Below are 23,699 nucleotides of genomic sequence, written 5' to 3' on the forward strand. Positions count from 1 at the left end.
CGTCATCTGTGTCTCCTTCACTGCGTGCGGCTGCCTCGCCGCTGTGGGGGGGGCGCGCCCCGGGTGTGGCCGGGGCGCGCTGCAGTTGGAACCGTTGGTCGGCGTCCGCCCCGTCTCACACCGCGGTTCGCTGGAACTGCTGGTTGGTGCCGGTACCGCAGGGCCACTGGATGAGGCGGGCGCCATCGGCGGTCGAGGCGTTCGCGACGTCCAGGCACTTGCCGCTGTGCCGGGCCACCAGGCGGTAGTGGCCGCCTCCCTGGTCGTCGAAGCGCCACTGCTGGTTGGTGCCCGTCGTGCAGTGGTACTGGTTCACGAACGCGCCGTCAGCGGTGGAGCCCCCGTCGACGTCCAGGCACTTGCCGCTGTGCTGGGCGAGCACCCGGACGTAACCGCCGCCCGCGTCCTGCAGCCGCCACTGCTGGTTGAGGCCACCGTTGCAGGAGTACTGCAGCGCGGTCGCGCCGTCGGCGGCCGAGTTGTCGGTGATGTCGAGGCACTTGCCGCTGTGCCGTGCGACCAGGTTGTAGTACGGGCCGCCGCCCACTCCGGTGACCGTGCCGGCGGCCGTGTCGATGGCGACCTGCGGGTACCAGGGCAGGTTCATGGTGGTCCTGGTCGGGAAGGTCAGCGGCAGCCAGACGTACTGCGAGTCGTTGACCGTGCCGCCCATGGAGTTGCCCCAGCGGTCGCCCATGTAGAGGTAGGAGGTGCCCGAGGTGCCCTGCACGGGCAGCACGTACGCCGTCTGGGAGCCGTAGGCGGTGGCGTCACCGATCTCGGCCATCGGGGTCCAGGGACCGGTCAGGCTGGTGGCGGTGGCGTACCGCTGCTGGTTGGGGTTCCAGCCGCTGGTGCCGGACGTGAGCATGAAGTAGACGCCGTCGCGCTTGAACAGCGCGGGTGATTCACGGAAGTTGTTCGGCCACGGGTTGGCGACCAGGCTGTCGTAGCCGGTGTAGTCGGCGGTGAGCTTGTAGATGTGCAGGTCGGCGTTGCCGGCCGCGGAAGTGACCTGGTAGGCGGTTCCGTCGTCGTCCTTGAACAGGGTCATGTCCCGGGACGTCGTACCGGACGGCGGCCGGAAGCTGCCCCGCCAGGCGTAGTCTCCGGCGACGGTGTCGGAGACGGCGACCGCGGAACGGGACTCGTTGTAGTCCTTGCCGTTCTCCTTGTGCATCCACATCACGAACTTGCCGGTCGTGCTGTTGTAGATCACCTTCGGCCGCTCGATGTTGGCGACCGCCAGCTCGGGAGCGCTGGCCTGGGTCAGCACATTGCGCCTGAACTCCCAGGTCTTCAGGTCGGTGGAGCGGTAGGCGGAGACGGCCCTGAAGGTGTTGTCGGCGTTCCGGTTCTCGCCGAACCAGTAGTAGAACGAGCCGACCTTGATCACACCACCGCCATGGGCATGCACCACGGCGCCGCTGGTGTCGGTGAACTGCCTCCCGTTGGTCACGGTGACCGCGGCGGCCTGGGCCGGGGATCCAGTGACGAGCAGGGTGAACACGCCCAGAAGCAGGACGAGAAGAGGTGTGAAGGCACGTCTGAGCATCGGCACCGCGCTCCCAAGGGCAGACAGTTTGCTGATTGTTGGAATGTGTTCGATCCGTCGCAGGACAGTAGGCACCCGACATGCCCGCGTCAACGGTTACGCAAAGTAAATACATCCCATGTCTAGAGTCGACGATCACCACTATTCTTCAAGTCGTGTGCGATTTTGCGGATTTTCGCCCCACCACTGGACAACAGCCCTGCCGGTGCCTGCTAATCCATCCCATGTCCCTGACGTGCCGCTCACGCGATCCACCGTCGGGCCCCTCCCTATGCCTGTTCCCGCGAATGAGCCGCACGTGCTGTTCTGTGAAGAGTCAGGAGAGTTCCTTGTCCGAACCGATCGGTCGCCGCAGAGTGCTGGCCGGCCTGGCCGCCATGACGGTTGCCGCAGCCGTCTCCCCCACACTGGCGACCCCCGCCCAGGCCGCCGCCTCCTCCCCCCATCCGCTGCCGCTCCTCCCGCTGCGGATCCCCAAGTCGGAGCTGGGCATCGAGCAGCAGTCCGACGAGAAGATCAAGTGGCTGCAGGACGCCAAGCTCGGCATGTTCATCCACTGGGGCGTCTACTCCGGCCCGGCCAAGGGCGAGTGGTACATGGAGAACGCCGCCGTCACGCCGGAGAACTACCGGAAGTACTTCACCGACGCGACCGGCGACCAGTTCACGGCGAGCGCCTACAAGCCGGCCGACTGGGCCCAGTTGGCCAAGGACATGGGCGCGAAGTACACAGTCCTGACGACACGTCACCACGAGGGTTTCGCCCTGTGGCCGTCCACCCACCCGAACGCCTTCCACTCCGGACTGGCCCCGATGCGACGGGACCTGGTCGGCGAGTACGTCACGGCCGTACGCGCCGCCGGGCTCAAGGTCGGCCTCTACTACTCCCCCCTGAGCTGGCGCTACCCCGGCTACTACGACGTCACCGGCACCAACTGCCTTCCCAACACCTGGGGTTACACCACCGATCCCGCGCACAAGGAGAACGCGCGGATCATGAAGAACGAGGTGTACCAGCAGATCAAGGAGCTGATGACCCAGTACGGAAAGATCGACGACATCTACTTCGACGGCGGCTGGCTGGGCCAGAAGGGCTCGGACGCGGACGCCGCCTTCTTCTGGGAGCCCGGCAAACTCCGCGACAGCTCCAACCAGTGGCCGGTGGACGCCGCCTACAGCGACACCGACTCCGCCACCGGCAGCGCCCTCGGTGTGATGGGCGTGGTGCGCAAGCATCAGCCGGACGTCGTGGTCAACCCGCGCTCCGGCTGGATGGGCGACTACCTCAGCGAGGAAGGCGGCGCGGTCCCCACCGGCGCGATACGCAACGGGCGTCTGGCGGAGAAGAACTTCACCATCTGCGGATCCTGGGGCTACAAGGCCGGCGCACCCGTGATGAGCTACGGCAACATCATGAACATCCTGGTCAACTCCTGGGTGCGCAACATGACCGTCCTGCTCAACGTCGGCCCCGACCGCACCGGCACGGTCCCCGCCGACCAGGCCGCCGTGGTGCGCAGGGTCGGCTCCTTCCTGTCCAGCTGCGGCCAGGCCGTCTACGGCACACGCGGCGGACCGTGGGAACCGCTGGACGGCAAGTACGGCTACACGTACAAGGACAACACCTTCTACGTCCACCTGCTGCCCGGCTACAGCGGCACCTCCTTCACCACCCCGTCCACGGGTGACGCGAAGGTCACCCGCGTCTTCGACGTCGCCACGGGCGCCGACCTGTCGTTCACCACCGGCGCGGACGGCAGCGTGACGGTAACCGGCATCAACCGCACCCGCATCCCCGAGGACAGCATCGTCGGCGTCACGCTGGACCGCTCCGTCCAGCCGGCCGACATCGCCGCCGGCAGGACGGCCACGGCCAGCAGCGAGGAAAACTCCAAGGGCAACACCGCCGCCAAGGCCCTCGACGGCTCCACCACCACCCGCTGGTCCGCGAACAACGGCAGCACGGGACAGTGGCTGAAGGTCGACCTGGGCTCGCAGAAGTCGCTGACCGGCACCCGTATCGCCTGGGAGTCCGCCGCCACCAACTACCGGTACCGGATCGAGGGTTCCACCGACAACAGCACCTGGACCACGCTCGCCGACCTGACCGCCACCACCGGCACCAGCCAGGTGCAGGTGTCCGTGTTCCGCGCTCAGGCACGCTATGTGCGGGTGACCGTCACCGGGCTCCCCAGCGGCGCCTGGGCCTCGATCCGCAACCTGGAGGTCTACGACCGGCCCTTCAGCGCGGACATTGGCACCGTCCGGCTGGTGAACCGCAAGAGCGGCAAGGTACTGGACGTCAGCGGCGCCTCGACCGCCGACGGGGGCGCCGTCATCCAGTGGCCGTCGAGCGGCGGTACCAACCAGCAGTGGAAGCTGCTGCCCAACGCCGACGGCTCCTTCCAGTTGTCCAACGTCCGCAGCGGCAAGGTCCTTCAAAGCCCGGGCGGCTCCGCCCAGGGCGACGGACTGAACCAGTGGACCGCCGACGGCGGCGACAACCAGTCGTGGAAGCTGGTGCCCTCCCAGACCAGCGGCTACCACCAGCTGGTCAACGTCCGCAACGGTTGGTGCGCCGACGTCAAGGACGCCTCCACCGCAGACGGTGCTTCGATCATCCAGTGGCCCGCCTCCGGCGGCTCCAACCAGGACTGGCAGATCCTCGCGCTTTGACAACGCCGGGCGGGGGCCGTACCGCGTGACGGCGCGGTCCGGCCCCCGCGCGTACTCCCCTCCGGTCGGCGCACCCCGTCCAGCGTCATGTGCGCCACGACGGCCACGGTCAGCGGCGGCCGCCTGCTGAATCTGCGCGGCACCTACTGTGCCGGTCAGCGGGCGTCCTGCCGTAAGCAGCGGTGACCACCACGGCAACGGTCACGCGCGAAGTCGGCGTCGGCGATGGTCCGTCGCCCGAACCGGTGAGGAAGTACCGGTGGGCAAGGTCCACCGCCTGCGCTCGTGGCAGCCGCTCGGGCAGCAGACTGCGCTGGAGGGTGAGCGCGGTCCGCGTTCGCGGGCGCAGCGCCGGCATTGTCGGCGCTTGACGGACTTCGGCCCGGAACCCTATCCGAACAGGCGTCGCTGGATCTCCCGCCGGTAGTCCTCAAGCGTCCTGTCTAGATGTACCGCCGTAGCCTCGGCCGCCTCGTCGGGCCGGCCGTCACGAATGGCCCGGTAGATCACCTCGTGCTCCTCGACCGCGGGCTCGGTGCCTTCACCGAGCGTGTCGTGGATCCCGATCGCGCTGGACTGCCGCTGCAGTCGTCGCGCGTCGCGCACGGCGCTGACGAGGAAGGTGTTGTGCGAGGCCGCGGCCACGGCCATGTGGAAGTCCTCGTCCCCCTGGTTGAACACGTCGACCTGACCGTGGACGAACCCATGCCGGCACTGCTGCATGGCCACCTCGATGGTCCGCAGCTCGGCGGGCGTGGCACGGGTGGCGGCCAGACTGCTCGCGGCCATCTCCTGGACCCGGCGGAACTCGAAGAGCATCAGCACGTGATCGAGGTCGACAGGGCGGAAGAAGCCGCCCCAACGGCTGGTGATGAGCATGCCCTCGTCGTCCGCGACGAACAGTCCGCGCCCCTTGTGCGCCCGGACCCGGCCGAGCGCCGAGAGGATCTTCACGGCCTCCCGCACCACCGCCCTGCTGGTGTTCAGTCTCTGTGCCAGGTCGTTCTCCGTGGGCAGCCGGTCACCTGCCACCAGACGGCTCTCGGCGATGAACTCGAGGATCCGCTCCGCCACGACCTCGTAGCCGGGCCTGTACTCCCCCCGCGCGTCCGCGCCGTTCACCGCTGCCGCTGCAACGGGAGGTGCCTGCGTCGGCAAGGCCGCCGGGGCCGCGGGCGTGTCGTTCATCTGTCCTGCCTCCTGGCTGACGCAACTGGGGCGGCTGATCGCTGTGGAGCCGTACTCATCGTATCTCAAGCCTCGATTAGTCGTACTCATTTAGCAGCTAGATCCACATCATAAAGCCGGGGCTATAACCGTTGCATCTAGTTGTTTACTGGGCATTTCACACCTCTGCTTGGCATCATCATCCGCAAATCGCGGGATGAAGGCCGCACAAGCTCTTGACGGAACCCTTGATAAGGCGCCTAATTTCTTCCGCGACGGCAAGCGGGACGGCCGTCCGCGGTCACAGACGCCCGACCGGTACGGCCCGGCGTCGCCCCATCCTGGCGCCACCTGTCCATTCGCTCAGGGCGCCCTGTGAAACCAGTGGAGTCGCACATGACCGTCAACAAGCCTTCGTCCGGCCGGGAGAGGCTGTCCAGCAAGAGGCGTGCGGCGTTGCTGGCCGGCTGCGCGGCCGGCGCGGCCCTGGCACTGACTGCCTGCGGTGGCGGCGGCGCCACAGGGACGACGAACAAGGACGGCTTCGCCCAGGCGCCGCAGAAGGACGGTGCGTTGACCGTCTGGGTGGACGCGACCCGTGTGGAGGCCGCGAAGCTGTACCAGCAGCAGCACCCGGACGTGAAGCTGAACATCGTCACCTACGACGGCGACGCCAACGGTTCGAACTACCTCCAGACCAAGGTCCAGCTCTTCAACCGCACCGGCAAGGGCTGGCCGGACGTCGTGTTCAGCTCCCAGAACAACGAGGCGAGCTGGGCGGTCGACCAGAACTTCGTCGCTCCGCTCAACAAGGGCCTGATCCCCTCAGAGTCCTTGGGGAAGTTTGCCAGTGGGGCCAATGACGTCTGCACGGTGGGCGGCACCGTCTACTGTCTGCGCAACGACCTCTCCCAGGCGGTGCTCTGGTACAACGCGCCGCTGCTGAAGAAGTTCGGCTACCAGATTCCGACGACCTGGGAGGAGTTCCAGGCGCTCGGTGAGAAGGTGGCCAAGGAGCACCCGGGCTATCTCGTGGGTGACGCCGGCGACTCCTACACCCCCGAGATCTACCTGTGGGCGAGCAAGTGCGGCGCCAACCACATCACCGGCCCCAAGTCGGTGTCGGTGAACACCTCCGGCGAGGCCTGCACCAAGATGGCCAAGCTGATGGACGTGCTGATCAAGAACAAGTCGATGTCCATCAGCGGGGTCTTCAGCACCGACTTCGGCAAGAACAAGGCCGACAAGGTCCTGCTCATGCCCGGCCCCGCCTGGTACGGCGGCGCGGTGTTCAAGGACACCTTCAAGACCCCGGCCAAGCAGATCGGCGCGGCGCCCATCCCCCAGTGGCAGGGTGACACCTCGCCGTCCACGGGCAACGTCGGCGGCGGCACCTGGCTGCTGTCCCAGCACTCCACGCACATCAAGGCCGCCACCGACTTCCTGAAGTGGGTCACCACCGACAACGCCTACCAGGGCGAGAAGGCGCCGGGCTTCCCCGCCTACGCGCCGGCGGCGGAGAACTGGCTCAAGGGGCAGGACGCCTCCGGCTACTTCGCCACCGGCCTGAGCGCACTCAAGGACGCCTCCTCGCAGGTCTGGCCGGGCTGGGGTTCGGGCCAGTTCAGCCAGGAGGCGATATGGGCCGCCACCGTCAAGCCCGGCCTGACCCAGGGCAAGAGCGTCGTCTCGATGCTGCCGGCCTGGCAGGACTCCATCGTCAAGTACGCCAAGTCCAACGGATACAAGGTCTCCCAGTGACCCTCACCCACTCCCCGGCCGGCTCTGCCCACCGGCGCCGCCGCGGCGCCGCCCGGCAGAGCCGGGCCGGTATGGCCTTCGTCGCCGCCTACGTGGTCCTGCTGGTCGCGTTCGGCGTCCTTCCGACCGCGTACGCGATCTACTTCGCCTTCACCGACGCCGGTGGCAGGATCACCGGCTTCGCCAACTTCGTGTCCACGGCGCAGGACTTCCGTTTCATGGACGCCGTGACCCATGTCGCCACCTACCTCGCCTTCTGGCTCGTTTCGCTGGTCGTGTTCGTGGTGGCCCTGGCGCTGCTGCTGCACCGCCTGGCCTCGGGTGGCGCCAGCAAGGCGCTGCGCTTCCTCTACTACATTCCGGGAGCGCTCGCCGGCGCCGCGAGTGTGCTGGTGTGGCTGTTCATGCTCGACCCGACGGTGAGCCCGGTCAGTTCGCTGCTGGGCGCGCTGGGATTCCACACCTTTGGTGAGGTGATCGCGCCCGGCAACCTGCCCCTGCTGTTCACGGTCATCGCGTTCTGGACCGGCGCGGGCGGCTGGATCGTCGTCATGTACGGCGCGCTCAACAACATCCCGACGGACGTGATGGAAGCCGCGCGCATCGATGGCGCGGGCGCCTGGCAGACCGCCTGGCACGTACAGATCCCGATGCTCCGCAAGTGGATCGTGTACATGGTGATCCTGGCGTTCGCGGGCGGCGCCCAGCTCTTCGTGGAGCCGCAACTGCTGTCGCTCGCCAGCGTGGGCGTGGCCGGACGCGACTACTCGCTGAACCAGCTGACGTTCGACTTCGCCTTCCAGATGAACAACATCAACGGCGCCGCCGCGGTCTCGGTGGAGCTCCTGGTCGTCAGTGTGTCGGCCGCCGCCCTCTTCGTCGCACGGTCGGGGTTCTTCGATGCCGACTAAGACCTCTGGCAGTCGAGACGCCGCAACGGCGAGCTGGGAACGGGAAGCCCCCCTCATGAGCCGACCTCACCACCAGCCACCGCACCGCCGCCGGTCCGCACAGCAGCTGGCCTCCCGGCTGCTGACGGGCTCCGTACTGGCCGCGTTCCTCGCCTTCTTCGTGCTGCCGGTGCTGTGGCTCGTCCTCGCGGCGACCAAGACCGACCAGCAGCTGGTCCACGACAACCCGATGTCCTTCGGGTCGTGGCACGCACTGAAGGCCAACTGGGATGCGCTCACGGCATTCCAGGACGACGCCGTCATGCAGTGGCTGGGCAACTCCGCCCTATACGCGGTGATCTCACTGGTCATCACACTCGCTGTCGCCATTCCCGCGGGATACGCCCTGGCCATGACCGAGTTCCGCGGCCGGCACACCCTGCTGATCGCGACGCTGGTCGTGATGCTCATGCCGAACGCCACCCTGGTGGTGCCGCTGTTCCTGGAGATCAACGCGGTGCACCTGATCGGCACCATGTGGTCGATCATCCTGCCGTACTCGTTCTACCCCTTCGGCGTGTACCTGACGTACATCTACTTCACCACCGCCGTACCCAAGGACCTGCTGGCGGCGGCCCGCATGGACGGCTGCTCGGAGTTCCGCGTCTTCTGGCACATCGCGCTGCCGCTGGCGACCCCGGTCATCGCGCTCGTGGGCTTCTTCAGCTTCGTCGCCAACTGGACCAACTACTTCCTGCCCTACGTCATGCTCCCCGAGAGCAGCCAGATGCCCATCCAGGTGGGAGTCGGAAGCCTGCTCAGCAACGTGCCGTCCTTCAACCCGGCCGTCGGCAACCTCGCCATCGAGCGGCCCCAGCTGGCTCTGGCCACCCTCGTCGCCATCACACCGGTGCTCGTCGTCTTCCTCTTCGCCCAGCGCTTCCTGGTCAGCGGGATGCTCGCCGGCGCCACCAAGGAATAGCGGCCCGTCCCGACCGCCCGGCCGTCGTCCCCGGCGTGCGCCGCCCCGCCGCCCACCCGAACGGAGATACCCCATGCCCTATAGCTCCGCCGACCGCACCTCCGCCGAGGACGCCCCCCGCGATCATCCGGTCCCGCCGCCCGAGATCGAGGCGGGGGTGCCGCTGCTCGAACCACCCGGCTGGGCCGTGGCCCAGCGGTCCCTGTTCGACCTCCTCGACCACGCCTGGCGGCGCTTCGCCCGTGACTTCACCGGCCCGGACGGACGACTGAACTACTCCGGCCCGCTGACCACCCGCGACGGTGTGGACGACTTCTACGAGGTGTTCTTCAACTGGCCCCAGCTGTACCTCCTCGGCGGCGCCGACGACCTGCTGCCCGCCAGTGAGAAGCACTGGGAGGGCGTGACCCGGCAGCTCACCGAACTGGACATGCTGCGCGATGAGTACGAACGCGGCTACGACTGGTTCCACCAGGGCGAGAGCCTGCTCCTGCTCTTCTTCCTGTGTATGGCCGACCCCGAGCGCTGGTCCGAACGCGCCCTGCGCTTCGCCGAGTTGTACGTCGACCCGGCCAAGGGCAACTACGACCCCGAGCACCGCATCATCACCCGCCCCCACAACGGCAGCGACCCCGACCGCACGGGCCTGTTCGACGGCGACGTCTACCCCTGGCTGCCCAAGGAAGCGCAGACGTACGGCTTCCCGCTCGACTGGATCCCCGAGGCGGACGGCGGCCCGTACTCCCTCTCCGCGGACCCGCGGCTCGGCGCGCAGATGCGGGACCGGATGGGCGTCGGCGACACCGCCGTCAACCTGGCCGCGGCCGGGCTGGTCCTCAACGCCTGGATCCTGTCCGGCGAGGAGCGCTACCGCGACTGGATTGTCGAGTACGTCGGTGCGTGGCGCGAGCGCACCGAGGCGAACGGCGGTCTCATCCCGGACAACGCCGGCCCGGACGGCGTCGTCGGCAGCCTGCTGGAGGGCCGCTGGTACGGCGGCCACTACGGCTGGTCCTGGCCGCACGGCTGGCACAGCGTGGGCCACGCGGCCTGTGTGGCGGCGCTGGCGGCGGCCACGGTCACCGGGGACGACGACTACCTCTCCATGGTCACGACCTCGCTCGACGCCCTCATCGGCCACGCCAAGGTGATGCCCCACACGGAGGCGGACTCCAGCCTCCCCTCCAAGTGGGCGGTCGAACTCGGCCCCGACATTCACACACCCACGCTCCACCTCCCCTTCCGGTACAAGGACTCGGGCTGGTTCGACTACAACCCTGCGACCGCGCCGGTCCCGGTGGCCCTGTGGCACCACTCGGCCTCCGACGCCGACCGCGCCCGGCTGGAGGGGCTGCGTGACGCCGACGGCATCGACTGGCGTACCGTGCGGCCCTTCCGCGCCAAGGAGGAGTCCGGGCACGAGAAAGCGTGGTTCGCCTTCCTCGCCGGTGACGATCCCGGCTACCCCGAGCGGATCCTCGCCACCGCCCAGGCCCAGGTCCGCCACCGCCTGCGGCGCATCGACCGCTACCGGGACCTGGACGTGCCCGAGGCCGACATCCATGTGTGGCAGCAGTGCAACCCCGTGGCCACCGAAGCCCTCGTCCAGCTCACCTGGGGCGGCCCCCAGGTGCTGTACAACGGCGGCCTCCAGCAGGCCCGGCTGCGCTACCACGACGCCGACGCCCGCCGTGCCGGCCTACCGCCGGACGTGGCCGCACTGGTCACCTCCATCGACCCCGACGCGACCACCGTCGAACTGGTCAACCTCGCCCCCGAGACGGACCGCACGGTGATCGTCCAGGCGGGCGCCTTCGCCGAGCACACCATCACCGCTGTCCGGTACTCGACCTGCGCGGACGACGGCTGGATCGGCGACATGTACGACTACGGCCACACCGAGCCCGTCGTCACCGAGACGGAGCGGAGTTGCGACGGCGCTTTCCTGGCAGTCCGGCTGCCCGCGTCCACCCGCATCCGGCTCACCCTGCGCCTCCGGCTGCGCGCCCACGCCCCCAGCTACCGCACACCGTTCGACACCCCGGCCGGTCGGCCCGCCCCGGACACGGAGGGAGAAACCGCATGAAGCGCGTCGCCCAGACCATCAGGCTCCGGCCCGAGCACCGCGAGGAGTACCTCGCACTCCACTCGGCCGTCTGGCCCGGAGTCGAAGCCGCCCTGCACCGGGCGAACATCCGCAACTACAGCATCTTCCTCCACGGCGATGTGCTGTTCGCCTACTTCGAGTACCACGGCGGCGACTTCGAGGCCGACATGGCCGTCCTCGAAGCCGACCCCGAGACCCAGGCGTGGTGGAAGCTCACCGACCCCTGCCAGGAGCCCTGGCCCGACCAGGGCGACTCCCGCCAGTGGACGGAGCTCCCTGAGATCTGGCACCTGAACCCGCCTTGCGCCACCAGCAGCGCCTGACACACCTTGCCCCAGACGGACTTGGCCCCATCCGACGTGGATCGACCCGACTTGGACCACCAGTGACCCCCGCCACCGCCCCACTCATCGACGCCCACCACCACCTGTGGGACCTCGACCAGCGCCCGCAACCCTGGCTCGACGACCCCGCCCTGGCGACGATCCGCCGCACCTTCACCCCCGACGACCTGCGCACCACCGCCACCCAACTCATCGCGGACCGCCGTCTGCACAGCACGGTGGCCGTCCAGTGCGTGCCGGACGTGCACGAGACGGAGGACCTGCTCGCGCTCGCGGAGCGGGAGCCGCTGATCGGGGCCGTGGTCGGCTGGGCGGACCTGACGTCCCCGGGGATCGGCGACCAGCTCGACGGGTTGCTCGCCGGACCGGGCGGCGCATATCTGCGGTCCCTGCGTCATCTCGTTCAGGGTGAGACGGATCCGGATTGGCTGCAACGCCCCGATGCCGAACGCGGGTTGGCGGCGGTCCGGGACCGCGGGCTCTGCTACGACGTGCTCGTCCGCAGCCACCAGCTGGACCAGGCGATCCGGCTGGCCGAGCGGTTCCCGGACCTGCCCCAGGTGCTCGACCACGCCGGCAAGCCGCCGATCGCCGACGGTGAACTGGCCGACTGGCAACGCCAGTTGCGTACGCTGGCCGCACACCGGCAGGTGGTCTGCAAGGTGTCGGGGCTGATCACCGAGGCGGATCACGAGAAGTGGACCGTCGACGACATCCGCCCCGTGTGGGACGTCCTGCTCTCCGCCTTCGGACCCGACCGGTTGATGTTCGGCTCCGACTGGCCGGTGGCGAATCTCGCGGGCGGTTGGGACCGCTGGGCCGCCACGGTGGACGAACTCCTCTCCGGATGTTCCGCCGACGAGACCTCGGCGATTCTCGCGGGCACCGCGACCACCTTCTACCGCCTCACTCCTAGTGAACGGCCCTTGGGATCATGATGACGCTCACGGCTACCGATCTGCCGCAGCGTGCGCTGTACTCGGCGAGCAAGGGCGCCGTGCTCTCGCTCACCCTCGCCATGGCGGCCGACCACGTTCGCGAGGGCATCCGGGTCAACTGCGTCAACCCCGGCACCGTCGACACCCCGTGGGTCGGCTGGCTGCTGGAGGCCGCTCCCGACCCTGCCGCCGAACGCGCCGCCCTGAACGCCCGTCAGCCCACCGGCCGCCTGATCACCGCCGGGGAGGTGGCCGCTGCCATCGTCTACGTGGCCTCCCCCGCGGCCGCCTCGGTCACCGGGACCGCCCTCGCGGTCGACGGCGGCATGGCGGGCCTGCGCCTGCGACCCGGCGTGAAGCCATGACCATGCGCCAGAACATGCTCGGGCCCGGGCCGGTGCGGGTCAGTGGACTCGCCTTCGGCGCGGCGGCGATCGGCAATCTGTTCACCCCGGTCACCGACGCCGAGGCCGAGGAAGCGGTCGTCGCCGCCTGGGAGTGCGGTGTTCGCTACTTCGACACCGCCCCGCACTACGGCCTCGGCCTGTCCGAGCGCCGACTCGGCACCGTGTTGCGCGGTATGCCCCGCGAGGAGTACACGATCTCCACCAAGGTCGGCCGTCTCCTGGAGCCCACTGGCTCGGTTGACGGTGACGATCTGGCCCACGGCGGCTTTGCGGTCCCGGCGACGCACCGCCGCCGGTGGGACTTCAGCGCCGAGGGCGTACGCCGCTCGCTGGAGGGCAGTCTCGAGCGCCTGGGCGTGGACCGGATCGACATCGCCTATCTGCACGACCCGGACGACCACGCCGAATGGGCCCTCACCGAGGCATACCCCGAGCTGGAACGCCTGCGCGCCGAGGGCGTGCTCGGCGCGATCGGCATCGGCATGAACCAGGCCGAGCTGCCTGCCCGGTTCGTCCGTGAGACGGACATCGACGCCGTGCTGCTGGCCGGCCGCTACAGCCTGCTCGACCAGCAAGGCCTGGCCGAACTCCTGCCGCTCGCCGCCGAGCGCGGCGTCGGCGTGGTGGTCGGCGGGGTCTTCAACTCCGGCCTGCTCGCCGACCCGAAGCCCGGCGCCACCTTCGACTACGCCGCAGCGCCCACCGAACTCCTCGCCCGGGCAACGGAGTTGAAAGAAGCGTGCGAGCGGCACGGCGTCCCGCTGCGCGCCGCCGCGCTCCGGTTCCCCTTCGGACACCCGGCCGTCGCGTCGGTCCTGGTCGGCACCCGCAGCGCCGACGAGGTGCGGGACGCCGCCGCGATGGTCAACCACCCCATCCCCGGCGCGCTCTGGGCGGAGCTCAAGGAATGCGGACTGCTGCCCGCCTACGCACCGGTTCCGGCCGAGGAGGAGTGATGTGGATCGCCAGCCGGACGTGCCGCATGGAGCGCTCACCGACCGGAATCCGACCGTCGGAGAGCCGTGCCGAAAAGTAAGTACGGTGAGGCCGGAATGCCGTCGCTTTCCGGCCTCACCGCCCACTGGCCTGCGCCGGGTCACCCTGTCACTGGATCGTCCAAGCCTGGTTGGACTGGTTCAGGGGCATCCACTGATCGATGGCGGCTCCGTTCGCCGTCGATCCGCCGCTGGTCGGCTCGAAGGCTCACAGCTGGTTGTTGCCGCCGTTGTCGGCGTACTGCTGCAGCGAGCTGCCCGCTGACCGGAACGATGTTCCACTGCTGGTTGGCACCACCGGAGTTCGGCCACTGGATGACGCTCGGACGGTGTTTAGACCCCTACGCATCGGCGCGGGGACGGTCAAGGCGCTCGCAGCGGCGGCTGTCGTCTTCGCGGCCGTACTGCCCGCTCAACCCGCCTACGCGGCCACGACATGTCGGGCTCGGCGCGCGCGTACCGCTCGCAACGAAGAACTACCGCAGGTGGCAACGCAATTGACCGTGGCGATCGGCACGCTTGCCGCCGCCCGATCAACCCGTCGAGCCAACCGTCACTCCAAAATGAGTACTACTCATTTCGAGGGCATTTTGCCCGCGCGCCGTGTGGACCGGCGAGGGAGCAGCACCGGTTGCACGAGCCGATGCCGGTCGACGCCGCTGCGGGCGTTGATGACAGCGATCAGCAGGTCGACCGCTTCGGCGCCCACCCGGTCCGGATCGAGGCTGAGCGTGGTGACGGGCGGGGTGGTCGTCGCGTAGTCCGGATCCTCGCTGACACACGCCACCAGCAGATCCCGCGGCACCCGAAGACCGTGGCGACGAGCAGCGGCGAGGATGTTGTGACCGGAGTCGGAGTAGACGCCGACGACAGCGTCCGGGCTTGGATCGTGGTCGAGCAGTCGGCTGACGGCGTCCTGTTCGGCCGCGAAGGGATCGGGCAGCGGGGCGTACTCCTCCACGAGGGCAGGCATGCCGTGTTTGTCGCACCAGAACCGGTAGGCGTGTGCGATCAGGTCAGGGTACGCGTCGTCGTGCAGGGGCAGGGAGAGCCCGATCCGCCGGGCGCCGGACTGCGTGAGGTGGTCGAGCAGGAGGTGCAGGCCCGCTTCGTAGTCGGTGTCCACCCACGCGTCGCCCCAGTGCGGCTGGGGCGGCCGGCCTTCGCAGACCATCGGTATGCCTCGCTCCCGCAGGAGGGAACGCACCGGGTCCTCCGCGCGCGGATCGACGTGGATGACGCCGTCCATCGGCGTGTTGAGCCACATCCACGGTGACATCGAACTCGGCATCACCTGGAGCAGGTAGCCGCGCTTGTGTGCCGCAGCCATGGCGCCGAGCGTCAGCTGTGCGTAGTACGGGATCTCGGTGTACGGGACGGGAAGGTCGCCGTACGTCGTCATGGTCAGGCCGAGCACTCCGGTGCCCCCGCGGGCCAGGGCACGGGCCGTGCTGGCCGGGGCGTAACCGAGTTCGCGTGCCGCGGCCAGCACCCGGCTGCCTGGTCGTCTCGGACAGTCGTCCGGTGCCGTTGAGCGCATTCGACACCGTGGCCGTGGACACCCCGGCACGTGCGGCCACGGCATCCAGCGTGGGACGCCGCCAGGCACGCGAGCTCGTCATGTGTACCCCATGTTCCGCAACAGCCCCGTGGCGGCTTGTGGTTATGACCTTAATCAATCAGCGTGCCGGGCGACGGCGGCCGGACCAGCCGCCGGGTGAGGAGTTATTCAGATGGCAGAAGTCTTCGACAGCGCCTCTGCGGCACCCGCGGGCGGCCCGCTCCACCGGCGGACGTTTCTGGCCGCAGCCGGGGCAGGCGCCCTCACGGTGGCTGCTTCCGGTACAGCCGCACAGGCCGCGACCGGCCGGCATCCGGTGCGGGTGTCCACCGTGATCCTGAACGGAAGAGTGTTCACCGCAGCCCACGGCAGCGCGCGAGCGCAGGCGGTGGCCGTCGGCAGCGACGGAAAGATCATCGAGGTCGGGTGCGACGCGGACATACGGCGGCGCATCGGCCCCCGTACGGTCGTCATCGACGCCGGCGGCGGTACCGTCATGCCGGGCCTGCAAGACGGGCACATGCACCCGCTCGGCGCGGCCGCGCAGTCCCTGAACCCGTCGCTGGGCAATGCGTCCATGACGGTTCCGCAGTTCCGCGCCAAGATCCAGGAGATGCTGGACGCGACGACGGCGCAGGAACCGGACGGCTGGCTCCAGGTGACCGACTGGAACCCGGTGGGCCTGCTGCCCGCGGGCACGGTGGCCGACAAGAAGCTGCTCGACTCGCTGAACACCAGGCGCCCGATCTTCCTGCAGGGTTCGGACTTCCACAACAGTCTCGCGAACAGCAGGGCCTTGGCCCTCGCGAAAGTCGACCGCACCACCCCCGATCCGGCGGGCGGACAGATCGTCCGCGACGGGTCCGGGGAACCGACCGGCCTGCTCAAGGACGACGCCCAAGGACTCGTCAGCGGGGTGATCCCTCCGCCGAGCCCTGACCGGATGGAGGCCGCCCAGATCAAGATGGCAGGCATGCTGCTGGCCGCCGGCATCACGTCCTTCCTCGACGCCGCCAGCGGTGAGGATTCCGTCAAGACATACGCCGGCCTCATCGCCAAGGGCCTGTTGCCGCAGCACATCACCCCCGCGCTGCTGATCGACGCCGACCTCGCCAAGAAGCCCCAGGCGGCGGCCGAGTACCTGCGCGGCGTGCGCCGGCGCTTCACCGGACCGGACACCCTGCGGCTGACCACCGCCAAGGTCTTCCTCGACGGGGTGATGGAGTTCCCGGCGCAGACCGCCGCCCTGCTGGACCCGTACCTGGACGCCGAGGGCAGGCCGACCGATCAGCGTGGCACCCTGCACGTCAGCGACCGGGACTACCGGGCTCTCGTCGCAGCCCTGGACGCGGACGGCTGGCAGCTGCACGCCCACGCCATCGGCGACCGCGCCGTACGCACGGCCCTGAACGCCTACGAGGCCGTCGCCCGCCCGGGCCGCCCCGGCCGACGGCACACCATTGCCCACCTCCAACTGGTGCACCCCCACGACTACCGGCGTTTCACCCGGGCGAGAGTGGTGGCCAGCATGCAGTTGCAGTGGGCGATGCCCTCCGCGTTCACGAACGACGCGCTGCGGCCGTACATCGGGCCGGACCGGTACGCGCGCCTGTACCCGGCTCAGAGCCTGGCCAAGGCGGGGGCCCGGCTGGCCGGTGGCTCGGACTGGCCGGTCGACCCGCTGCTGCCCTTCACCCAGATCGCCACCGCGATCGACCGCAGCAACCCCGAGGAGAACCAGCCGCCTCTCAACACCCGGGAAGCGCTGACCCGGACCCAGTCGCTGGTCATGCACACCGCTGGCGCGGCGCACCAGCTGCACGACGGCGGCTCGGGAACCGTTCGGCCGGGCCGGCGGGGCGACCTGATCGTCCTCGACCGGGACATCCACCAGCGTGCCGGAGAAGGACATCCGCGCCACCAAGGTCCGCTACACCCTGGTCTCCGGACGGGTGGTCCACGACGCGGCATCGGAGACGGGACGGGCCCGAGCCGAGGCGGCGCAGCGCATGGGCGCGCTGGGCGCCGGCCGGACACAGGGTGGTTCCTGCTGCCAAGGGCACTGACCCGCGCAGGGAACGCTGTCGGTTGATTCAAGGATTGATTACTTCGCCCCGCCACTTGCGGCGGGGCGAAGTGCTGCGAAGTGGACGGCCGCAAGAGAAGCCGTCCGCACGCGGTCCGGACGCTGTTGACCGCCCGGGGCGAGCCGCGGCGCTTCGTCCTGTGAACCGTTGATGAAGTGCATTGATTAAACCCCCTCGGGGTTGATTACCTCCTGGATCCGACTCCCTTATCAACTGCCGACCCCGGAGATTCGGTTGTGCCAACCCAACCGGACAGAAGGGAGCGGGGCCATGTCCCGTTCACTCCGTAAAAGAATCGCCGGCGCCCTGGCCGTGGTCGCCCTCGCGGGTGGCTCGCTGACCATGGCCTCCGGCGAGGCCAGCGCCGCCTCGACCTGCAACTCCCCTCCGCTCACCGGATGCGTGCAGATCCAGAACGGCACCTATAACGTCCGCAGCGTCCGCCTCTACGTCACAGAGCCCAACGGCCACGCGTGGACCCGGTGCCTGACCGGCACCACGCCCCTGGGCCACATCAGCTACTACCCCGATGTGTGGTTCTCCGGCCGTGACGCCGTCAACACCACGGCATACACCGGCGGCAACTGCGAGGGCTGGTCGAAGACCGACAACTGGCATTACAGGTGGGTCGGACCCGATCAGAACCAGTGGTGGATCCTCAGTGCCTCCTAGGCCCGGACAAGCTCAGCAAGGCTTCCCCCCACTTTCCGATCAAGGAGTCACGAACGTGCTTTCCAACGACACGACCGTCCCCGAGCGCAAGACACGCCGCCGCTGGCTGGCACCGGTGCTCAGCCTGGGCCTCGCCCCGCTCCTCCTGCTGGCCTCGCCCGGCTCCGCCTCGGCGGACACCTGGTGCTGGAAGCCGGACGGCTACGACATCCGCAAGGGCGACACCACCTGGGCCAAGTCCCAGACCCAGGCAGCCAACACCTACCAGGACTGGGTGTGGCGCGGACCCACCTTCCGCTGCCCCCCGAATGCACCCAGCTGCTCCTACTCCTGGCAGCAGTCGAACACCACGGGCTGGCAGTGGTCGGTCGGCGTCAGCGTCAGCAACCCCGTCCCGTGGCTCAACCAGGTGCTCGCCAGCATCACCCCCTCCTACGGCCGCAACGGGTCCACCACCACGTCGTTCACCTTCGGCACGAACCTGAGCCCGGGGCAGTACGCCCAGCCGATCCAGGTGGTGGAGCGCCGCTGGACGAAGGGCACCTTCGTCGGCGCCTTCCGCACCGACCACTCCAGCTGCGGCGGCGGCCAGGAGCGGTACTGGTGGGACGGCAACTACGAGTGGGGCTCGTGGACGGCCAACCTCAGGGTCAACGACTACGGCTCGTACAACGTCTGGAACTGACACCCAAAAGCCGGCCCGGCCCCGGTGTTCCTGCACCTTCACCGGGGCCGGGCCCCCTTCCCGTTCCATCTCCGACCTCATGAGGTACCCCGGCCATGCACCCGCGCAGTCTCCGCCGTCTCCCCCGCACCGCCCTGCCCGCGGCCGCCGCCCTCCTGTGCGCTCTGCTGGCCTCCTGTTCCTCAGGAAGCGCATCCCCGGCCGCCGCGGAAGCCTCCCCCACCGGTGCGGCTCCGAGGGCGACCGTCTCGCCCGGCCCCGCCGTCACGCCCTCCGTCATTTCCTCGCCCAAGACCCTGCCGCCCTCGCGGCTGTGCGCCGTCCTCGACCGGTCCGCCGCCCGGCAGGTGCTGACCGACCCGAAGCAGGCTCCCCGCCTCGCACCCGGCAACGGCACCGCTCCGGACTCGTGCAGCTACGCCTCCGGCGACGGGACGGCGCTGCTGACCCTCAACCCGTCCGCACGCTCCTACGACGCCGAGGTCTCCGCCTCGCACAGCCTGGTCCGCGACCCCGCGTCGGCGGGCATGCGCGACGTGAAGGCGACCGAGGTCACCGGACTGGGGCAGAGCGCCTTCCGCGAGACGGTGGTGGTGCTGCAGCCACGGCAGAACGTCGCCTACGTGGTGTGGCGCGCGGGTTCCAGGACCTGGGTGCTCACCCTCGCGGAGACGGGCGGGGCGAAGGGCGCCGACCGCCTCGTCTCGCTGGCCCGGCAGATCACCCCCCGGCTCCCGCACTGACCGCGCACGGCCGCCGATAGGGCGCGTCCGGCACGTACGTCCGCCACTGTTCCCGCGTCAGGTCGGTGCGCGCCCGGGCGCAGACCCGCGCGATCGCCCGTCCGGGATCGATGTCGTACCGCTGGAGAGGGATGTGCGCACCGCCCGCGTACAGGGTCGTGCCGTCGGGGGAGAAGGCCAGGGACGCGATGGCGTCGCCGGGTGTGGTCAGCGGGGTGCCGAGGGGCTGGCGGGTCGCCACGTCCCACAGCTGCACGCTGCCGGCGTCGCCGCTCACCGCCAGCGTCCGGCCGTCGGGGCTGAACGCCAGCGCGTTCACCGCCTCCGGGCGGTCACCGAGCGGCGCCGGGAAGACGTTGCGCAGCACACCGGCACGCCGGCTCGCCGTCCCGTCCCACAAGGCGACCCGCCCCATCTGGTCGCCGGCCGCGAGCAGTGAGCCGTTGGCCGAGAACCCCACCGCGCCCACCTGCTCGCCCTGCACGAGGTCACGGCTGGTGACCTTGGCCGACGGCAGCCCGGCGAGCCGTCCGTCACCCACCAGCAGCCCGCCGTCGGGGCGGACCGCCAGATGAATGCCGGTCAGTCCCGGCAGCACCGCCGTCCTGCGGCGAGCCGCCGTGTCCCACGCCTCGCCGTACAGGTCGCCGCCCGGCCGAAGAGGGGCGCGGCAGGCGTACAAGGTGCGTCCACCAGGTCCCAGAGCGGTCTTCAGCACCGGGTCGCCGGGCAGGTGCATGGTGGAGCGGACGCGGTGGCGGGCGATGTCCCACACCGTGAAGGACTGTGAGACGACCTCCTGGCGGGGCGCCGAGACACCGTACGCGAGCGCCGTGCCGTCCGGGCTGAACGCCAGCAGGGGCAGAGGGGCGACGGGGATCACCGGAGCGGGATCGCGGAAGACGGGCACGTCGACCGAGGGCAGGGTGCTTGTCAGCCGGTCGTCGGCGGTGGCGCGCAGCCGGAAGAGGTAGTGGTCGCCGGTTCGCTCGGCCGTTGCGTAGGTACGGCCGTCGGGGCTGAAGCCGACGGCGTCCAGCGGGATGCCGTGCCAGGCCCGGGTGACCGCCGGGCCGAGGTCGAGGGTGTGGACGGTGGTGCCCTCCAGGTAGCGCAAGGTGCGGCCGTCGGGGTCCCAGGCCGGGCCGCTGTAGGGGCGCTGGTTGTTCAGGGAGTGCCGGAAGACTGGCACTTCGGGGGCCGCCAGCCGCCACACCCGGATCTCCTCGTGGTCGGCCGTCGCCAGGAAGGCGCCGTCCGGACTGAAGGAGGCGTGGTTCACGCCGTTGTCGGCGAAGTCAGCGATCCGCTTGCCGGTCCCGGTGTCCCAGACCCGCAGCCCGGTGCCGGTGGCGGCGGCCAGCCGGTCCTCGTCGAGCGCGAGAACGGTCGTGTTCGTGTCCTCGTCGCAGATGTGGTCCTTCTGCCAGGTCCCGGACAGGGCACGGTGACCGGGTATGTCCCACAGCTGGGGGGCCTGTCCGCCAGAGCAGACGGCCGCGCGCCGTCCGTCCGCGCTGAGCGCCGTGCCCGTCACACCTGGTGCCGGGGCCTCGAACAGCACGCGGCCGTCCGTGACCGAGCGCAGCCGCACCCGGTCACCCTCGGTGCTCAGGAAGGCGCGGTCGTCGCCGGTGAAGCGGACGTCGGTGAACTGCGGCAGCGGGTCTTGGCCGCCGGTCCAGTGCCCGGTGGCGGTGTCCCAGAGCCGTATCCCGTCGTGGCCGCTGACCACGAGCACCCGGGTGTCCGGGCTCGCCCCGAGGACCATGCCGTCCGGTAGCCGGCCCGAGCCGGTGCGCCGGTGCGTTCTGACGTCCCAGGTGCGCCAGGTGCGGTCGACGGGGCTCAGCAGGGTGCGGCCGGAGGCGGAGAGGGAACGCCAGGCGGAATCGCCGGGCACGGGGTCGGTGAAGGTGTCCGGCTCCTGCTGGGCGAGGGAGCCGAGCAGTGCGCGGCGGGTCTCGGGCAGCTCGGCGACGCGCCAGGCAGCCGCGCCCAGCAGCAGCGCCGCGCGCGGGTCGGTGGTGCGCAGCGCGTCTGCCACGTCGGCGACCTGGCGGGCCGCTTCCTGAGTGCGCCGGCGCTCGTTGTCGGCGTAGGCCTGCCAGACGGCGACAGCCGTCAGCAGCGCCACAGCCAGGACCGCGGACAGCGACACGGTCAGGAACCGATGCCTGCGGACGGTCCGGGCGGCGGCCCTGCGCTCCGCCTCCCGGGCGTCCAGCGAAGCGGTCAGGAAGTCACGTTCGGCCGCCGTCAGCGCCGAATCCCTGTCGTGGTCCGGGAAGTTCTCCTCCGCGCGGGCCAACCGGGTGCCCCGGTACAGGTCGCCCGGGTCGCGGTCGTGCTCCAGCCAGGTGCGGGCCGCGTCGGCGAGCATCCGGTGGTGGCGAAGCCGTTCGCGGTCCTCCTCGATCCAGCCGTGCAGTCGGGGCCAGCAGGTGATCAGGGCCTCGTGGGCGAGCTGGACGCCGTCCTCGTCGGCGGTCAGCAGGCGGGCCCGGGTCAGCCGCTCCACCACCACCCGCACATCGGCATCCGCCCACTCCTGAAGCTCGGCCCGGGTGAGCGGGCGCCGGGTGTCGGGGGTGCCCTGGCCGGGCTCGACCATCCGCAGCAGCAGTCGCCGGGCGGCACTCGCCTGGGCCGCGGACAGGCCGCCGTACACCTCCTCGGCACTCGCCGCGATCGCGCCGCGCACCCCGCCGGCGGCCTCGTATCCGGCGAGGGTGAGCATCCGTCCCTTCCGTCGTCGCCAGGTCTCCAGCAGGACGTGCGAGAGCATCGGCAGCCTGCCGGGTTCGCCCTGGACCTCCTCCAGCAGGCGGGCGGTCAGTGTCCGCTCCACCCGGAACCCGGCCTTCTGCGCCGGTCCGACCACCGCATCCCGCAGTTCGTCCGCCGTCATCGGGCCGAGCAGCAGCCCGGCGCCGCGCAGGGCGTCCGCGAGGCCGCGGTGCTCGGCGCAGCGGGCGTAGAAGTCGGCGCGTACGGCGACGAGCACGCGCAGCCGGCTGTCCGGGTCGCAGGCGGCAAGCAGCAGATCGACGAAGCCGGAACGTTCCTGTGGGTCACGGCAGAGGGTGAAGACCTCCTCGAACTGGTCCACCACCACCCATCCCTCCGGCTCATCCGCGGCGGGGCTCAGCAGATGTCCGTATGTCGTGGCCGGGGTGGCTCCCGGGGTGAGGATCCGCAGGGTGGCCGGGCAGCCGCGCGCCGCGATCTCCTGCTGCAGGCGCGGGATCAGCCCCGCCCGCAGCAGGGACGACTTCCCGCTCCCCGAGGCACCGAACAGCACCGCGAACCGGTGCTCGCACACCAGGTGCCCGACTTCGTCGATCATGCGGTCCCGGCCGAAGAACAGGTGCCGGTGGTCGGGCTCGAAACGGGCCAGCCCGCGATACGGCGGCGGCGCGTCCTCCATGTCCTCCACGGGGGCCTGGTTCGCCTCGGCCTCGGCGTCCTTCCAGCGCGGCTCCCACTCGGCGGGATCGCCGTCGCAGGCGCGGACGTAGCCTTGGACCACGGCGAGAGAGGGAAGCCGCTCGCCGGCGGCAGCCAGTGACAGAGCGGTCGCCGAGAAACCCGCCGCCTTCGCCATCGTCCGGTACGAGGGGCTCCCGGCGGCCTTCCGCAGCTCACGCAGCTCGTGCGCGAGTCGCTGAACGGGACCGGCCTGTGGGTCCACCGGTCTCTCGGGACGCCCCATGACACGTACCTCCATACTCCTGACGCAGGTGTCATCGTTGACATCGGGGCGACGATCATATGGATGACCAGGCAACGCCCAGGAATCCTCCAGGTGACATGCAGGTATCTGTGGCCGAAACGAGCCGCGCCGGCCCCTCTGCGGTCCACCACAGACAGGTCAGGCACACCAGGCCGTCGTCGGCGGCGACCAGGGTGCTGACGTCCTCGGCGGTGTTGCCGGGGGCCGCCCTGAGCGTGATCAACGGCGCCGGCTGGTATCCGTCGACATCGCGGTCCACCCAGATGTCGTTCTGGTAGATCGCCATGTGGTCGTGGAAGCGCGTAGAAGGTGCTCCGTAGCCGCCTCTTCCCCACCGACCCGGCAGAAGACGACCCCGGCTTCCCCGCAGCCGCAGCCTGGGCCGGGGCCGGGG

Annotated in this window: 17 protein-coding genes and 2 pseudogenes; 13 read left to right on the forward strand and 6 right to left on the reverse strand. The window is 69.9% G+C overall.

Annotation, left to right across the window (positions count from 1 at the left end; genetic code table 11):
- Nucleotides 1-115 precede the first annotated feature (115 nt).
- Nucleotides 116-1,555 carry an RICIN domain-containing protein gene (locus tag P2Q00_RS12600; protein WP_275772397.1) on the reverse strand — a complete coding sequence of 480 codons (1,440 nt, stop codon included), beginning with the start codon at nucleotides 1,553-1,555 and terminating at the stop codon, nucleotides 116-118.
- 329 nt (nucleotides 1,556-1,884) lie between these two features.
- Between P2Q00_RS12600 and P2Q00_RS12605 the strand changes: the two genes are divergently transcribed.
- A complete protein-coding gene (locus P2Q00_RS12605; protein ID WP_275772398.1) occupies nucleotides 1,885-4,230 on the forward strand; it encodes an alpha-L-fucosidase in 2,346 nt (781 codons plus the stop codon).
- 390 nt (nucleotides 4,231-4,620) lie between these two features.
- On the opposite strand, the gene P2Q00_RS12610 is transcribed toward P2Q00_RS12605, so the two are convergent.
- On the reverse strand, nucleotides 4,621-5,418 hold the full coding sequence (locus P2Q00_RS12610; RefSeq protein WP_275772400.1) for a FadR/GntR family transcriptional regulator: 798 nt from the start codon (nucleotides 5,416-5,418) through the stop codon (nucleotides 4,621-4,623).
- Nucleotides 5,419-5,793: 375 nt separating this feature from the next.
- On the opposite strand from P2Q00_RS12610, the gene P2Q00_RS12615 reads away from it, so the two are divergent.
- The 8 genes and pseudogenes from P2Q00_RS12615 (at nucleotide 5,794) to P2Q00_RS12650 (ending at nucleotide 13,782) form a co-directional block, all read left to right on the forward strand.
- A complete protein-coding gene (locus P2Q00_RS12615; RefSeq protein ID WP_275772402.1) occupies nucleotides 5,794-7,158 on the forward strand; it encodes an ABC transporter substrate-binding protein in 1,365 nt (454 codons plus the stop codon).
- Nucleotides 7,155-8,069 carry a carbohydrate ABC transporter permease gene (locus tag P2Q00_RS12620; RefSeq protein WP_275772404.1) on the forward strand — a complete coding sequence of 305 codons (915 nt, stop codon included), beginning with the start codon at nucleotides 7,155-7,157 and terminating at the stop codon, nucleotides 8,067-8,069. The genes P2Q00_RS12615 and P2Q00_RS12620 overlap by 4 nt, the downstream gene beginning before the upstream one ends.
- A 55-nt stretch (nucleotides 8,070-8,124) precedes the next feature.
- On the forward strand, nucleotides 8,125-9,030 hold the full coding sequence (locus P2Q00_RS12625) for a carbohydrate ABC transporter permease (RefSeq protein WP_275772406.1): 906 nt from the start codon (nucleotides 8,125-8,127) through the stop codon (nucleotides 9,028-9,030).
- Nucleotides 9,031-9,103: 73 nt separating this feature from the next.
- A complete protein-coding gene (locus tag P2Q00_RS12630) occupies nucleotides 9,104-11,116 on the forward strand; it encodes a DUF8034 domain-containing protein (protein WP_275772407.1) in 2,013 nt (670 codons plus the stop codon).
- Complete coding sequence (locus P2Q00_RS12635; RefSeq protein ID WP_275772409.1) at nucleotides 11,113-11,460, forward strand: L-rhamnose mutarotase; 348 nt, start codon at nucleotides 11,113-11,115, stop codon at nucleotides 11,458-11,460. The genes P2Q00_RS12630 and P2Q00_RS12635 overlap by 4 nt, the downstream gene beginning before the upstream one ends.
- 62 nt (nucleotides 11,461-11,522) lie before the next feature.
- A complete protein-coding gene (locus tag P2Q00_RS12640; RefSeq protein WP_275772411.1) occupies nucleotides 11,523-12,419 on the forward strand; it encodes an amidohydrolase family protein in 897 nt (298 codons plus the stop codon).
- Between the two features lie 20 nt (nucleotides 12,420-12,439).
- Nucleotides 12,440-12,784 (forward strand): annotated as a pseudogene (locus P2Q00_RS12645) (SDR family oxidoreductase); the annotation flags it as partial.
- Nucleotides 12,785-12,786: 2 nt separating this feature from the next.
- The gene (locus tag P2Q00_RS12650; RefSeq protein ID WP_425579585.1) at nucleotides 12,787-13,782 is read left to right on the forward strand and encodes an aldo/keto reductase; all 996 of its coding nucleotides are present in this window, start codon (nucleotides 12,787-12,789) and stop codon (nucleotides 13,780-13,782) included.
- Nucleotides 13,783-14,395: 613 nt separating this feature from the next.
- Here the strand turns inward: P2Q00_RS12650 and P2Q00_RS12655 are convergent.
- Nucleotides 14,396-15,361 (reverse strand): LacI family DNA-binding transcriptional regulator, encoded by a 966-nt coding sequence (locus P2Q00_RS12655; protein WP_275772414.1) that lies wholly within the window; start codon nucleotides 15,359-15,361, stop codon nucleotides 14,396-14,398.
- A 1-nt stretch (nucleotide 15,362) separates the two neighbouring features.
- Nucleotides 15,363-15,443, reverse strand: a pseudogene (locus tag P2Q00_RS12660) (hypothetical protein); the annotation flags it as partial.
- 111 nt (nucleotides 15,444-15,554) lie between these two features.
- On the opposite strand from P2Q00_RS12660, the gene P2Q00_RS12665 reads away from it, so the two are divergent.
- The 4 genes from P2Q00_RS12665 to P2Q00_RS12680 all read left to right on the forward strand — a co-directional run bounded on the left by P2Q00_RS12665 (nucleotide 15,555) and on the right by P2Q00_RS12680 (nucleotide 19,569).
- Entirely contained in the window at nucleotides 15,555-17,474 is a 1,920-nt protein-coding gene (locus P2Q00_RS12665; protein WP_275772415.1) for an amidohydrolase, read from the forward strand.
- A gap of 265 nt (nucleotides 17,475-17,739) precedes the next feature.
- The gene (locus P2Q00_RS12670; protein ID WP_275772417.1) at nucleotides 17,740-18,141 is read left to right on the forward strand and encodes a hypothetical protein; all 402 of its coding nucleotides are present in this window, start codon (nucleotides 17,740-17,742) and stop codon (nucleotides 18,139-18,141) included.
- A gap of 55 nt (nucleotides 18,142-18,196) precedes the next feature.
- Entirely contained in the window at nucleotides 18,197-18,826 is a 630-nt protein-coding gene (locus P2Q00_RS12675) for a hypothetical protein (RefSeq protein WP_275772419.1), read from the forward strand.
- Nucleotides 18,827-18,921: 95 nt separating this feature from the next.
- A complete protein-coding gene (locus P2Q00_RS12680) occupies nucleotides 18,922-19,569 on the forward strand; it encodes a hypothetical protein (RefSeq protein ID WP_275772421.1) in 648 nt (215 codons plus the stop codon).
- Here P2Q00_RS12680 and P2Q00_RS12685 read toward each other — a convergent pair.
- On the reverse strand, nucleotides 19,547-23,284 hold the full coding sequence (locus P2Q00_RS12685) for a WD40 repeat domain-containing protein (protein WP_275772422.1): 3,738 nt from the start codon (nucleotides 23,282-23,284) through the stop codon (nucleotides 19,547-19,549). The two genes, P2Q00_RS12680 and P2Q00_RS12685, sit on opposite strands and share 23 nt — an antisense overlap.
- Before the next feature lie 55 nt (nucleotides 23,285-23,339).
- Nucleotides 23,340-23,591: a hypothetical protein gene (locus P2Q00_RS12690; protein WP_275772424.1), complete on the reverse strand. Its 252-nt coding sequence runs from the start codon at nucleotides 23,589-23,591 to the stop codon at nucleotides 23,340-23,342.
- Between the last annotated feature and the right edge of the window lie 108 nt (nucleotides 23,592-23,699).

The sequence above is a fragment of the Streptomyces coacervatus genome, from assembly GCF_029223485.1.
GTDB lineage: Bacteria > Actinomycetota > Actinomycetes > Streptomycetales > Streptomycetaceae > Streptomyces > Streptomyces coacervatus.